Origin of the sequence: Chryseobacterium sp. SIMBA_029, from assembly GCF_046535275.1 — a bacterium.
Taxonomy (GTDB): domain Bacteria; phylum Bacteroidota; class Bacteroidia; order Flavobacteriales; family Weeksellaceae; genus Chryseobacterium.
Window position 1 is genome coordinate 47,217 of the sequence record NZ_JAWRXA010000011.1, and the last position, 13,703, is coordinate 60,919.

The 13,703-nt window shown below is 31.4% G+C and carries 12 protein-coding genes; 7 read left to right on the forward strand and 5 right to left on the reverse strand.

Going from position 1 to position 13,703, the window contains the following annotated elements; all coding sequences use genetic code 11:
* Positions 1–57: 57 nt before the first annotated feature.
* Positions 58–2,205 carry a prolyl oligopeptidase family serine peptidase gene (locus SB679_RS18885; protein ID WP_410703857.1) on the reverse strand — a complete coding sequence of 716 codons (2,148 nt, stop codon included), beginning with the start codon at positions 2,203–2,205 and terminating at the stop codon, positions 58–60.
* Positions 2,206–2,502: 297 nt separating this feature from the next.
* On the opposite strand from SB679_RS18885, the gene SB679_RS18890 reads away from it, so the two are divergent.
* The 7 genes from SB679_RS18890 (at position 2,503) to SB679_RS18920 (ending at position 10,945) form a co-directional block, all read left to right on the forward strand.
* Positions 2,503–4,221, forward strand: a complete 1,719-nt coding sequence (locus SB679_RS18890) for a helix-turn-helix domain-containing protein (RefSeq protein WP_410703858.1) — start codon at positions 2,503–2,505, stop codon at positions 4,219–4,221.
* 43 nt (positions 4,222–4,264) lie between these two features.
* Positions 4,265–4,444, forward strand: coding sequence for a hypothetical protein (locus SB679_RS18895; protein WP_410703860.1), 180 nt, complete (start codon positions 4,265–4,267; stop codon positions 4,442–4,444).
* 412 nt (positions 4,445–4,856) lie between these two features.
* A complete protein-coding gene (locus tag SB679_RS18900) occupies positions 4,857–6,581 on the forward strand; it encodes a helix-turn-helix domain-containing protein (RefSeq protein ID WP_410703861.1) in 1,725 nt (574 codons plus the stop codon).
* Between the two features lie 553 nt (positions 6,582–7,134).
* Positions 7,135–7,314: a hypothetical protein gene (locus SB679_RS18905; RefSeq protein WP_410703863.1), complete on the forward strand. Its 180-nt coding sequence runs from the start codon at positions 7,135–7,137 to the stop codon at positions 7,312–7,314.
* Positions 7,315–7,818: 504 nt separating this feature from the next.
* Positions 7,819–8,166: a hypothetical protein gene (locus SB679_RS18910; RefSeq protein ID WP_410703864.1), complete on the forward strand. Its 348-nt coding sequence runs from the start codon at positions 7,819–7,821 to the stop codon at positions 8,164–8,166.
* A 56-nt stretch (positions 8,167–8,222) separates the two neighbouring features.
* Positions 8,223–8,990, forward strand: coding sequence for a GLPGLI family protein (locus SB679_RS18915; protein ID WP_410703866.1), 768 nt, complete (start codon positions 8,223–8,225; stop codon positions 8,988–8,990).
* 101 nt (positions 8,991–9,091) lie between these two features.
* Complete coding sequence (locus tag SB679_RS18920; RefSeq protein WP_410704018.1) at positions 9,092–10,945, forward strand: peptidase domain-containing ABC transporter; 1,854 nt, start codon at positions 9,092–9,094, stop codon at positions 10,943–10,945.
* Between the two features lie 22 nt (positions 10,946–10,967).
* On the opposite strand, the gene SB679_RS18925 is transcribed toward SB679_RS18920, so the two are convergent.
* From SB679_RS18925 to SB679_RS18940, 4 genes are read right to left on the reverse strand one after another with little or no spacing between them, the layout of a single operon-like run.
* A complete protein-coding gene (locus SB679_RS18925; protein WP_410703867.1) occupies positions 10,968–12,122 on the reverse strand; it encodes an FAD-dependent oxidoreductase in 1,155 nt (384 codons plus the stop codon).
* Positions 12,123–12,145: 23 nt separating this feature from the next.
* Positions 12,146–12,898 (reverse strand): DUF6597 domain-containing transcriptional factor, encoded by a 753-nt coding sequence (locus SB679_RS18930; RefSeq protein WP_410703868.1) that lies wholly within the window; start codon positions 12,896–12,898, stop codon positions 12,146–12,148.
* 7 nt (positions 12,899–12,905) lie between these two features.
* The gene (locus SB679_RS18935; protein ID WP_410703870.1) at positions 12,906–13,373 is read right to left on the reverse strand and encodes a hypothetical protein; all 468 of its coding nucleotides are present in this window, start codon (positions 13,371–13,373) and stop codon (positions 12,906–12,908) included.
* Positions 13,374–13,422: 49 nt separating this feature from the next.
* On the reverse strand, positions 13,423–13,665 hold the full coding sequence (locus SB679_RS18940; RefSeq protein WP_410703872.1) for a hypothetical protein: 243 nt from the start codon (positions 13,663–13,665) through the stop codon (positions 13,423–13,425).
* Positions 13,666–13,703: the final 38 nt, after the last annotated feature.

Sequence of the window (13,703 nt, forward strand, 5' to 3'; positions counted from 1 at the left end):
TCCGGATGTAGAAGCACAATCTGCAAACTCTTCATAAATTGATAAAAATCGAATAATTTATTTCTTCTTGCTTTTTGTTGGCTGATAATCAGGATGCCCTAGTTGCCAGAATGCAAATGCGAAAATATCTGATAAATTTGAATGCCCATGAAAAGCAGTCGTATTATTTCCATGGCCTCCTTCATAATCTACCTGAAGCAATACAGGATTTTCAGATGCATTATTCGACTGCAATTTAGCTGCAAATTTTACAGGTTCCCACGCAATTACTCTTGGGTCATTTATTCCGGCAGTAATAAACGTGGCAGGATATTTTACTCCTTTTCTAATATGTTGATAAGCATCCATTTCCAATAAAGCCTTGAATTCTTTGGGATCTTTTAATGTCCCATATTCATCTGTATTACTACCAATAGTAAGTACATCTCGCAATGTATTTGTTGTTGGTACTTCTAGAATTGCAGCTTTAAATAAGTCCGGTCTTTCTGTTATAGCTCTTCCTACGGTAATACCTCCTGCGCTTGTCCCCCAGATCGCAACATGATCTTTTGAGGTGTATTTTTCATTAATTAAATATTCTGTACAATCAATTAAATCTCTCCAGGAATTGGGTTTAGTTTCTTTATATCCCCCCAAACGCCATTTCTTTCCTTTTTCTCCACCTCCCCTCACATGAGCAATTGCAAAAATTCCCCCTTCTTTTACCCATAACAAATAAATTCTCGCAAAAAAAGGAGTTCTAGAGATTCCATATGCTCCATAAGCATCTATCAATAAAGGAGTTTTACTATTTCTTTTATTATTTTTATTATATATAATTGATAATGGTATTTCTTCACCATCTCTTGCTTTAACAGTGACTTCTTTTACTTCAATATCTTTAAAATCAGGATATTCTGTAACAGAAGTAATGTTTTCAGGAGAAAAAGAATTTGTTTTTAGATTATATTTAAAACGCTGTTCTTCATTTGCCCATCCAGAGCAACTTATCCAAATGTCAGAAAAATTATTCCCTTTCGTCTGTAAATCTATATTTCCTGATGGATAAGGAAGCTTAATATGAATATCTTTACCATCTTTATATAAATACAAATGGGCTTCTACTCCGTTTTTAGTTGTCGTGTAATAGATACCATCCTTGGTTATCCTATATTGCCCAATTACTTCGTTCTTCTTTTCCGGAATGAGAATCTCCGGGTTTCTAAAATCTGGTTTTATCAAATTGGTTTTACAAAGTGTGTAATTTTGAGAATTATATTGGGATAAAAAAAACACATCCTTACTCATAAGTTGTAAAGACCTTACTTTTTCTTCTTTACTATAAAAAGATTTCCATGTTTTTTTACCTTCTAATAAATCCTGTTTAGAAATTATATATGTTTGCCTGTAATAATCATTATCAAGTAACATTCCAACGAAATATTTATCATCTGCATCTAAGATAATAGGAGATTTTTTTTCATCAATCTTTAGTTCAGGATTGTTTTTAGCAGAAAAAACATCGTTTAATTCTTTAGGATTTGTTCCAATTGTATATAAAATAGTTTGTGTGTTTTTATAAAAATTCGGAGATTTCGGATCATTGACAGGAAAGTATGTATAGAAGAATCGTGAATTATCGCCAAACCATTTTATTCCTCCTATATTCGCGGGCGATGTATTGGTAATAATTTCAGGATAAATATATTTACTTTTTACATCTAGTATAATAACCTCAGCTAATTCTTTTCCTTTTTCAGCCATGGCAATTGCTACTTTGTCACCTATTAAACTAGGGCTAATATAATTAATTACAAATTCATGGTTTATATCTGAATTTTTAAATTTAGAAGGATCATAAAGCAATTGCTCTTCTCCTAAAAATCCTTCCCGATAATAAAGCTTACTTACTTTTTCATTTCCACTTTTTTTCAAGTAAAAATATTTATCATTATTTGTAATTTTCAAGTCAGATACAGAATATCCCTGCATTTTATCAAATTCTAATCTTTTCTCCAAATAATAATGTCTTTTGGGAATCTGATTTAAAATAGAATTGGTATAATCTGTTTGAGATTTCATCCAGTTTTTTGTTGAAGAACTCTCTAAATCTTCTAAATTTCTGTATTCATCTGTAATCTTAGTTCCAAAATATTGATCTGTTATGGGAATAGATGGAGCGGGATTGTTTTTTTGAGCATTTAAAAATAAAATTGGAAAAATCATAATAATAAATAGGAAACACATTATAAAAAATTATATTTTATCATTACTAATTATTTATTGGCCGTAATATTAATTGTCATGTTATAAATATTATTATTTCAAATTTGATCCATTTGATTTGTTCTAACAACTATAATAATTCTAGATTGAAAAAACTATATGTATAGATTTATAAATCCAGAAACATAAACAATACATAAAGTACTAAATATCAGAAAATTAAACCACAATTTGATTTCTTTTTATTATAATTAAAATTTACTAAAAAAATAAATACTTTTGTAATCTAGTTAGAAAATGATGAAATATTTACACCTGCTTTTACTCATAATAGTTAGTAACTTATTCTATACACAAAATAAATTTGCTGAGAATTTAGAGCCTCTTAGATATAGTGAACTAAAAATTAATTTTTATGACTATTATGACCATAATAAAGTTCAACAGGCGAAACAGACAGCCAAGTATTATTTACAAAAAGCTAAAAAAGAAAAAAACACACTCGAAATTGCGGAAGGTTATAATCTGATGCATTTTTATGAAGATCTCCCAACAGCCTTAAAGTATATTGATAGTGTAGCTATTATTACAAAAAATGTAAAAGGACATCTATATCCTGCCAGAACCTATTTAGTAAGAGGAACTTTATATCAAAAATATGATAATTTAAAAGATGCGCTTGATAATTATATTTTGGGACTAAAATATGCAAAGGAACAACATGATGAAAGGCAAACTGCCTATGCCAATATGAATATTGCTTATATTAATAGTTATATGGGTAAAAATACAGAAGCCTCAAAAATATTCAGATATTATCTGTATAACGAAAATAACATAACAGATGACTATCAACACAATCAAATGCGTATAGCTCTTACAAGCTGTTATTTAGAGATTAATAAATTAGATTCTGCCAATATTTTAATTAAAGAAGGACAAAAGTCTGCTTTTATAGGTAAAAATGCATATGATCCTAACCTATATTCTTATTTGGCCGGAACTTATGACCTTAAAATGAAGGAATATAAAAGTGCGATTATAAAGCTATCAAATTCCTATGCTTATTTTATCCATACCAATGAAAATAACAATGCTAATTATGCTCTCTATAATTTAGGCAAAGCTTATCGTGGAGATAGAAATGAAGAAAAAGTTAAAGAAACTTATATTAAACTGGATTCTAATGTACAAAAATTCAATATTACTTTTCCTGAACTTCGGGAAGCATATACTTATCTCATAGATTATTATAAACAAAAAAATAACACAGAAAAACAACTTTATTATATTAACAGATTTCTAAAAGTTGACAAAAAACTCGATGAGCAGTTTCAATATTTGTCAACTGAATTACCGAAAAAATATGACACTCCAAAGCTATTAGAAGAAAAAGAACATATCATCAATACCTTAGAAAATAAAAAAATAGTTTTATATGTTTCTATAGGCTTTCTATTTACAACTGTTTTACTGCTTTCCTTCTTTTTTTACAGAGCGAAAAAAACAGAGCGTAAGCACCGGAAAATTGCTCAGGATTTAATTCATTCTATTGAGGAAGGAAATGTTGAAACTCCAACAAAATTAGATGCCATTCAACTTCAAAATCCTGAACAGACTGATACCGAAGATAAAACATCTAAAACTACTCCTGAAGAGGTAACCCAGTTCATTTTACAAGAATTGGAAGTCTTCGAATCAAAAGAACTCTTTTTAAGGAAAGGAATTACATCAGCCAGCCTTGCAAAAAGCATAAAAACGAATACCACTTATCTATCAGAGGTGATCAACACTCAGAAAGGAAAGAATTTTGTAAGCTATCTTAATGATTTACGCATCAATTATGCACTGAACAGACTGGTAAAGGATAGAAAGTTCCGTTCTTACAAATTATCGGTCATTGCAGATGAGCTGGGATACAATAATGAACAGGCTTTTTCCTTAGCTTTTAAGAAAAAAACAGGAATTACTTTATCTATCTATATTAAAGAAATCGAGAAAGACAACCATAATTAAAAAACACACAAACAACTTATTTACTAAATTTAAAATTAAACAAATGAAAACATTAAATGTTTCGCAAATGGAAATTATTAACGGCTCCTTTGATTGCTCAAATGAAAATAGATTAGCTTTTGTTGCTGGAGCAGCTATTGGAGGTGCTATTTTCATGGGATGGGGAGGTCTTGTTACAGGATATGCAGCACGCGTTTACACAGTTATAAAATGTGATGATTAAATAATAATAATAATAATATGAAAAAGTCAACATTAACACAAATTGAAAATATTTCCGGAGCCAATGCTGGGGATGGATTTTGCATAGGCTTTGCTGTTGCCGCTACTGTATATCAAATAGGTATATGAGTAATTTATGGAATCCTGTAGGACAAGGTTCGGCTGTAGTTGCAGGCGTTATTGGAGTTGGGTGTGCGATTAACGGTATGAGATAATTTTAGACAATCTTTAATGAAACTTATAAGACTAATTTTAATATTAATAGTAATTACTGTTCTTACATTAGAACTATTTACTGATTTGAATATTGATAAATGGTATAAAGTTGGGGCATTTCTAATTATTGCAGCGTTATCAATTTTAGACATTTTTCAAAAAAAGAAATAATATTTTTGCATCTTATTCTAGACAAAATGATGAAAGTAAGATTTTTCCTTCTTTTCTACATACTTGGATTTAATATTTTTTATTCACAAAAAACATTAAAACCCAATCCTTTAAAAGAATACAGCTACCTAGATCTTAAAACTAAATTTGACGAATATTATTATAGAGATGCAACTCGTGAGTCTAACTTAATAGCTCTGTATTTCCTTCAAAAAGCCAAAGCAGAAAAAAACCAAAGTCAAATTGCAGAGGGATATGTACTTATGCAATTTAATGCAAATTTTCCTAATGCATTAAAGTACGTTGACAGTATACAAGCCATTTCAAAAGATTTAGATAAAAAAATATATCCTGCAAAAATTTATTTACTGCGAGGAAATACTTATTTTAAATTTGACAACTTAAAAAATGCCTTTGAAAACTATCTTGTAGGGTTGAAGTATGCTAAAGAAAATAAAAATGAAAGACAAATTGCCTTTATCGAAGTTAATATTGCTTATTTGCAAAACTATATAGGAAAACATAAAGAAGCAGCAAAAACCTTTAGATATTATTTGAACCATCCAAGTTCATTATATGGCACCGAACGTAACCAAATACATCAGAATTTGACTGATGCCTATATTGAAATCAATAAACTTGACTCTGCAAAAATACTCATTAATGAAGGTTTTCAGTATTCATTAGAGAACAAGGATAAATATAATTATTATAAATACTTATCTTTATCAGGCTTTTATAATGTAAAGCTGGAAGATTACAAAAAAGCAGTAAACGATCTACTAATTTGCAAAAAATATTTTTCAGCAGATATTACGAATTTGAATATCTATTACACTTTATTTGTTCTAGGTAAAGCTTATATAGGACTACACGAAAAAGATCATGCAGCACAAAGCTTTATTGAGATAGATTCAATTGTACAAAAAACAAATAATACTTTTCCAGAACTTCGGGAAGTCTATACTTATCTTATAGACTATTATAAAGAGAAAAATAACAAAGAAAAGCAACTCTATTATATTGAAAGATTTTTGAAAGTCGATCAAAAGTTGGATGAACAATTCAAGTATTTGTCAGCAGAATTGCCCAGAAAATATGACACTCCCAATCTTTTACAGGAAAAGGAGCATATTATCAATGATTTAGAAAACAGAAAAACAATTCTCAGTATTTCCATTGGCTCTCTATCAATAATTCTTTTACTGGTTTCATTTTTATATTATAAATCTAAAAAAACCGAGAAAAAACACCGGAAAATTGCTCAGGATTTAATACATTCTATAGAGGAAAGAAATTCTGAACTTTCAACCGCAAACTTGGATCCCATTCAGATTCAAAATACTGAACAGGTTGATATAGAAGATAAAACATATAAAACTACTCCTGAAGAGGTAACACAGTTCATTTTACAAGAATTGGAAGTCTTCGAATCAAAAGAACTCTTTTTAAGGAAAGGAATTACATCGGCCAGCCTTGCAAAAAGCATAAAAACGAATACCACTTATCTATCAGAGGTGATCAACACTCAGAAAGGAAAGAATTTTGCAAGCTATCTTAATGATTTACGCATCAATTATGCACTGAACAGACTGGTAAAGGATAGAAAGTTCCGTTCTTACAAATTATCAGTCATTGCAAATGAGCTGGGATACAATAATGAACAGGCTTTTTCTTTAGCTTTTAAGAAAAAAACAGGAATTACTTTGTCTATTTACATTAAAGAAATCGAGCAAGAAAACAGAACTTAAAAAAACACAAATCAATTATTTACAATGTGTTAAATTTAATTTATAAATTTAGATTTCAAAAATGAGGTCTACTGGAGCTTGGGGTGATAACTGCCATTGGAATGGAATGTTTTTCATAAGAATTTAAATCATATAAATATGCGTAAGAAGGTTTTGAGAATTATTGTTATTAGTTTACTAGCTACTGCATCAATAATCCTAATAATTAACAATTTCAATTCATTTTTAACTGATACCCATAGAAAGCTCTTTACAACATCTGCACTTTTCTTATCAATGACATTAATCTTTTTATTTAACAAAAATCAAAAAAATAAGTTTTAATAAGCTTGGGGATATTCCGGGTAGCAAGCTGGCATAAACTAAAATAAGAGAATTTATTGAAGTAAAGAATCGTTTCAAAAGTGAGGTAATTTCTTGAGGTATGTTTGCTTCAGGTAAAAATATAAATGTTTATTTTCATATTTACAGTGCAAAAATGTTGATCAATACATTTCCCATATCAGGAACCGTATAGCAAAAAATTATTTACTACATAAAAAAACAAAATGAAATGAAAAAGAAAGTACTAAAAAACATTACTCTTATTTTAATGGCTATTGTTTCATTAGTGATAATCGCAAACTATTTCTATCCCTTTTTAGATGAAACTCAAAGTAAATACTCTGCAGCACTAATTGTATTTTTAGGTATGTTTTGTGTAATGTTATTAAATAAAAAAAATAAATTTTAATGATTTAGAGAAAATTCAGGGAGGAGGAGTTGGCGCAAGCTGTTATTTTTCTTCGATGATAGCAGTTGCAGGTCTAGTGACATCCAATTTTGCTCTTACTGAAGTGGGTGCAACTACATTCTACGCCTGCGTAAGATATCTATAAAATCATCTTATTTCACTGCAATTTTATCTTGACAATTAAGGTATGCTTATTAAAGTAAAAAGGCTGTATCAAAAAGGGAAGGAGCTATACCTCTTCAAATAAAAACACAAACAAACTCATTTACAACACTTTAAATCCATTAAATTTATAAATTCAGAGCTATAGATTTACAAATCTAGAATTCATTTACTTTTTGACAATAATTTCTTGTCGTATGTTTGCTTCAGGTAAAAACACAAATGTTTATTTTTTTGTATGTGTACAGTACAAAAGTATAAATAGGAAATGCTGATCAGCACCTTCCCAAGCCAGGGAATATATGGCACGTAAAATATTAATTCTAAAAATTAAAAACAATTATGAAAAAAGTGATTTTATTAGTAACTTTAGGAGTTGCTGGGATTGTCAGTGCTAAATCTACAGTATTTAAAACCGTAAAAAATCAAATCAATAATTCTGCATCTTATAAAGTTATAGAATTAGAACAGTCTAAAACGTATGATTTGAGAGATATAGAACAATCTAAAAAAAACAATGCTATGTTTCAGCTTTGTGGAGTAACTGTTACCTATTTTGATGCAGATGGAAATGTTACTGGGCAGGATATGTTTACATCAGATCAAACCTCCTTAGAAAATTGTCAAATGTGGCAAAGTTTAGTAAAACATAGACTGCAAGTAAAAGGATTTGTACTTGCACCTTTATAAATTTAAATAATTATTATGGGAAATTAAATTAATTTCCCATTTATATTTTCAAGATTATGAAAAACATTTTAATATCAAGCATACTTATAATCTCTAATTTATGCTTTTCCCAAAAAATCCATGTGAAATATATGTATGTACGATCTGATATTGCAACGCTTTACGAAGATTTATATATAGATAATAATAAAGTGTTATCAAAACAGGATTCTATAATTCATTTTAAAAGTTCAAATGACTCTGACGGAATTACAGCATTCAAACCGGGAAAGACTACCAGGGCATTCTATTTTATTTCAACATTAAATGATAGAGAACCTAATGAAAGGGATTTTTTCTTTACGGCAGCTGTTAATGGAAATAATCCAAACGATAATTATTTTATACATGATAAAATTACCAAACCTACATGGAATATTGATAGCAAAAGCACAAAGAAAGTAGCAGGTTATACTTGTATAAAAGCAACTACTACTTTTAGGGGGTCCAATATTACCGCCTATTTTACAAAAGAGTTGCCTTATTCTGCCGGGCCTTTCAAATTTTTCGGGTTGCCTGGGCTAATTCTAGATGTAAGGGTTGACAATAAATCATTTGATATTTGGAAAGCTGAAAAGGTAGAAATTGATTATAAGTATTCTGTAAATTTTACACCTTCATTTAAACAATATTCAAAAATAGAAATGAAAAAATTTATTGATTTAAAAGATCAATTATTATTAAAAAACAATAAAGAAACAATGGATAATCTTCCTCAAGGAGTTAAAATTCAATATAGCACTAATAGATTAGGAATAGAAAAAAAATTCGAATGGGAAAAATAAGTATTTGTTTACTTCAACCCTGATTGTTATTTCTACCAAGCAGAGGTAAAAGAACTTTACAAAATTTATAACAAATACTCTAAGATGGATGTGAAGCTGATATAGAAGAACACAACAAACCCGTTATTTTACACACAATTATAGATCAAAAATTTGAACATTATGTTATATGTTATTCTTATCATTTTTCTGGAAATGATCAATTTCTTATCGGAGATCCTGCCAAAGGTCTAGAGTACTGGACGAAAGATCAGCTTCAGGAAGTCTGGCAGTCGAAAACCTGTCTCACCCTAAAGCCTAATGCCCAGTTTCAGAAAAAAACGGAGGTAGATTCTGATAAAAAGCAATGGCTCAGGAATCTCGTTATAGAAGATCAGGAAGCTATTTATACGGTTATTATTCTTGGGCTTGTTTTTACTTTACTGGGAATGTCGATGTCTATTTTTTCGCAAAAGTTAATAGACGATATTTTACCGAAGAAAAAAATATCTCTTCTTGTAGTCAGCATTTCCTTTCTTGGATTTTTACTTTTTGCAAAAGTGATTATCCAGGCACTGCGGGAATTCTACATTATTAAGCAGACAAAATCCTTTAATGAACGAATTAACAAAAAGTTTTATTCTTCACTTCTTCATCTTCCGAAAATGTTTTTCGACAGCCGAAAAACCGGAGACTTTGTGGCGAGGCTTAATGACACACAAAGAATTCAAACCGTCATCAAGCATTTAATTACCAACACCGCAGTAGATATTTTGGGTGTTCTTATTTCTTTGGGTTTCCTCTTCTTTTATTCCTGGAAACTTGCAGTGGTATGCATTGCCACCTCACCTGCCATCTTTTATATTATTTTCAGTTTCAACAGAAAAATTATAGAAGCCCAACGGAATGTCATGCAGTCTTACAGCAGCAATGAAGCCAATTATATAGACAGTATCAGAGGAATAGAGGTTATCAAAGGTTTTTCTAAGCAAGATTTATTTATTAAAAAGAATGAAAATATTTTCAGTTTCTTTCAAACAAAAATTTTTGAACTTGGAAAACTTAATCTTACCATTTCATTGTATTCCGGACTGGCGTTAGTGGTCTTTCTTTTATTTATTCTAGGTTTTTCATCTTATGCTGTTTTAAATAATGAAATTAAAATTGGTGAATTAATGGCCATTCTTGGAATTTCTGGTTCTCTACTTTCCTCGATTACCAATTTGGCTCTGGTAACCATCCCCATACAGGAAGCCAAAGTCGCTTTCGACAGAATGTTCGAATATTCTTCGCTGGAGCCAGAGAAAACAGAAGGAGTGGAAATATTAGCTATTGATTCAATTGACATCACCAATATTGATTTCAGATTTAATGGAAGAAGCAAGCTTCTTAATGGGATTTCTTTCTCTCTGCAGAAAGGAACCGTTACCTGTCTTCTTGGAGAAAGCGGCAGTGGTAAAACTACATTAACTGAAATTTTGCAAAAAAATTATTTTCCCGAAAAAGGAGAAATTATCGTTAATAAACATACCAATCTAAAAGACATTTCCATTAACAACTGGCGAAGTGTATGCAGTACTGTTCCACAGAATATTTCCCTCTTCAACGGTACTGTTTTAGAAAACATTATTCTGGATGAGAATATAGACGAAGAAAAACTTGAAAAGGTGATAGCACTCGGGTTTGACAGATTTATAGATTCTCTTCCTCAAGGGTTTTTAACACTAGTCGGGGAAGAAGGTATCAATCTTTCAGGAGGACAAAAACAACTCCTTGGCTGGATGCGTGCTTTGTATCATAATCCACAGGTACTTATTCTCGATGAGCCTACTTCATCTTTGGATCATGAAAACAGAACATTTATTTATCATCTGATTGAGAAACTAAAATCTGAAAAAATTATTTTTATTATCAGTCATTATTTGGAAGATTTGAAAGAAATATCCGATCAGATTTTAATCCTGAAAAACACCTAGATTACCGAGTTAAATACTGTTACTAATAATGTTCATCACTAAACATTTTCAAAAGATTTTCCACTGCACCTTCAGAGTGCATCAGTTTGGTATTATCCAGCGTAGCCGCCGTCATTTCTGAAGCTCGCACAAGCATATTCTTTTCATACTGTTCAAGGGCTTCTTTGATGGTACTTAAATTTTGATCTGTTAAACATTCTGCAAGCTCAAAGGCATCCTGCATGGCCATATTTACGCCTTCTCCTGCATAGGGAGGCATTACATGGGCTGCATCCCCAAGCAGCGTAAGATCCGGTTGTGTTTCCCAAGCCTGATTGAGAGGATAATAGTATTGAGGCCGTGGAATGATTACAACGTTTTCACTTTCAAATAATTCATTCCACCGTTTGTCCCAAGTATGAAATTCATTTTTAAACCATTCAAAAACCTGTTCTTTTTTGCTAAAATCAATTCCTGATTCCCGCACCCAGTTTTCATCTACATTACAACCCGTATAAAAAGTGAGCGTTCCGTCTCCTTTTATACTGAGCAATAATGATTTACTCTCATCCAATGCAAATATTTTACCTCCGTTAACCCATTTAAAAATGTCCGGAGCATTGATTTCTGCATTCTCAATATTACCCTCCACCATCGTTACTCCGGAATATATGGGTTGTATCACGGTAAGATAAGGACGTATTTTTGAACGTGCTCCGTCTGCTCCAATCACGAGATCTGCATAATAAGATGTATTGTTTTTACAATGCAAGAGCCAGCCGTTATCTTTCTTTTCCATGGAAATAAAATGACTGTCCCACACCACAGTGTTAGGTTGTAAAGATTCCAAAAGTATTTTCCGAAGCGGAGCTCTGTCAATTTCCGGACGGTCTTCGGAATGAGAATTTAGTAAAGAATGTTCATCTAAATACACCTTAAAATCTTTATCCAGAATCTTCAGCTTTCCTGCATCGGGACGATAATTAGCGGTAAATCCTTCCATCAGACCTGCTCTTCTCAATGCTTCAAGTCCGGATTCTTTATGAAGATCCAATGTCGCTCCCTGAACTCTTACATTTTTATGAGCATCTCTTTCATATACTTTCACATCACCGCCTTTCATCTGCAGTAATCTTGCAAGTGTAAGTCCACCGGGCCCGCCGCCAATAATTGCTATTTTTTTATGTTGTATGACCATAACGTTAAAATTATGGCACAAAATTACTTTTCAGGCAGTACGGAAAATTGTATAAATCGGTCGTTTTTATTTTGGCTGAGTTCTTTAGGCAGAAAACCTGAGAGTTTTTTTATTTCTTTAATAAAATGGGACTGGTCGCTGAAGTTTTGTTCCGGAAATAGTTTTCCTTCTTTAATATGTACGAAGGAAGCTCTGAAACGGAGAATTCCACAATAGGATTTTAAGGAAATCCCAAACTGTTTATTGAAATAACGGTTGATCTGTCTTTCGCTCCAGATGACTTTTTCAGATAATTCTTTTACACTGAACGATCCTTTTGATGAATAAATCAATTGAAAAAGCTTACGTTTTCTTTCATCCATTTTTTGAATCAGAAGCTGTTCCTGAATTTTTTCTGATGCTTTTTGACAAAATTTATCAAAATCATTGAAATCCTCAATAGAAAAATCCCAGAAGTCGGAAGGTAGATTCTTCGCTCCATCTATAAGATCTGAAACCGACTCTTGGAGGATATATTCTGCAGCCAGTAAATTGAAACTTATCGCAAAAATCTTAGTCTTTTCAGCAATAACAATTTGTTCGGGATGGGTACCAATTCCTAATAAAACAATATGAAACGGATCTTTAGCAGACTGTGAAAAAATTACATCTATCCTTCCGTCGGGAAGCAATACCACTTCTTTATCACCTGAAGGATTGTCCAGCATCCAGAAACTTTCGATAAAGTCTGAAAGAGAAGGTTTCGATTGCTCGCTCCTATACATAAGATGCTCCACAATAATTTTATTTGAAAACCAATATTGTATAAGGCTCGTTAGGCAGGTCTTTTTTCGGGGAAACCAGTCTGATTCTGGATTTTTGTTTCACATAATCGATATAGGTTTCGCCGCCGAATATTTTTCCGGTTCCGGATTGTTTATACCCTAACTTTTTTACGGTTTCCTCATATTGGTCGTATTCCTTTTTATCCTTAAACTCCAACTGGATCATATTTTGGGAAGGATCATTTTTATATTCGAACTTTCCGATTTTATATTGAAAATCCGGACTGTCGTATTCATTCAGAAGGAATTCATTACTCTCTGTTTTATCATAAAAAGTGTAATCCTGCTTTTTAATTTCCTGTTTAAAAGTGGGCATATCAACCGTATTGAATTTCTGAAGCTCTTCAATTTTGAAATGCTGTCCGAAACACATCACATACAATGTACTACTTAATAAAACCGTTAAAAATAATCTAAACCTCATCATGGATATTATATTTGTCTTTGTGAATTGTGGTGACTCTGGAAAATCCAAATCACTTTTCGTTCAGCCATTCTTCAATATCCTGATTGGCTTTATCTTCTGTAAGGTACACTGCATTTTTGCAGTCTTCTCCAGCCTGGAAAATCCGCTCATCATAAGAAGTACCGGAAACAGAATCCTGTTGATTCTGAGGCATTTCAACATCTAAAAAGTTATGGATTTCCGCAATAATCCTGGGATCCTGCAATTGAGTAATTCGGTTTAATAAATCAGTTTTTAATTCTGATGTTTTCATCGTGGGTGAATTTATTCTAAATATAGAAAATTGTATTG

Coding starts and splice junctions, on each gene's coding strand:
- SB679_RS18885 (WP_410703857.1), bottom strand. CDS start 2,205: ATGATTTTTCCAATTTTATTTTTAAATGCTCAAAAAAACAATCCCGCT.
- SB679_RS18890 (WP_410703858.1), top strand. CDS start 2,503: ATGATGAAATATTTACACCTGCTTTTACTCATAATAGTTAGTAACTTA.
- SB679_RS18895 (WP_410703860.1), top strand. CDS start 4,265: ATGAAAACATTAAATGTTTCGCAAATGGAAATTATTAACGGCTCCTTT.
- SB679_RS18900 (WP_410703861.1), top strand. CDS start 4,857: ATGATGAAAGTAAGATTTTTCCTTCTTTTCTACATACTTGGATTTAAT.
- SB679_RS18905 (WP_410703863.1), top strand. CDS start 7,135: ATGAAAAAGAAAGTACTAAAAAACATTACTCTTATTTTAATGGCTATT.
- SB679_RS18910 (WP_410703864.1), top strand. CDS start 7,819: ATGAAAAAAGTGATTTTATTAGTAACTTTAGGAGTTGCTGGGATTGTC.
- SB679_RS18915 (WP_410703866.1), top strand. CDS start 8,223: ATGAAAAACATTTTAATATCAAGCATACTTATAATCTCTAATTTATGC.
- SB679_RS18925 (WP_410703867.1), bottom strand. CDS start 12,122: ATGGTCATACAACATAAAAAAATAGCAATTATTGGCGGCGGGCCCGGT.
- SB679_RS18935 (WP_410703870.1), bottom strand. CDS start 13,373: ATGATGAGGTTTAGATTATTTTTAACGGTTTTATTAAGTAGTACATTG.
- SB679_RS18940 (WP_410703872.1), bottom strand. CDS start 13,665: ATGAAAACATCAGAATTAAAAACTGATTTATTAAACCGAATTACTCAA.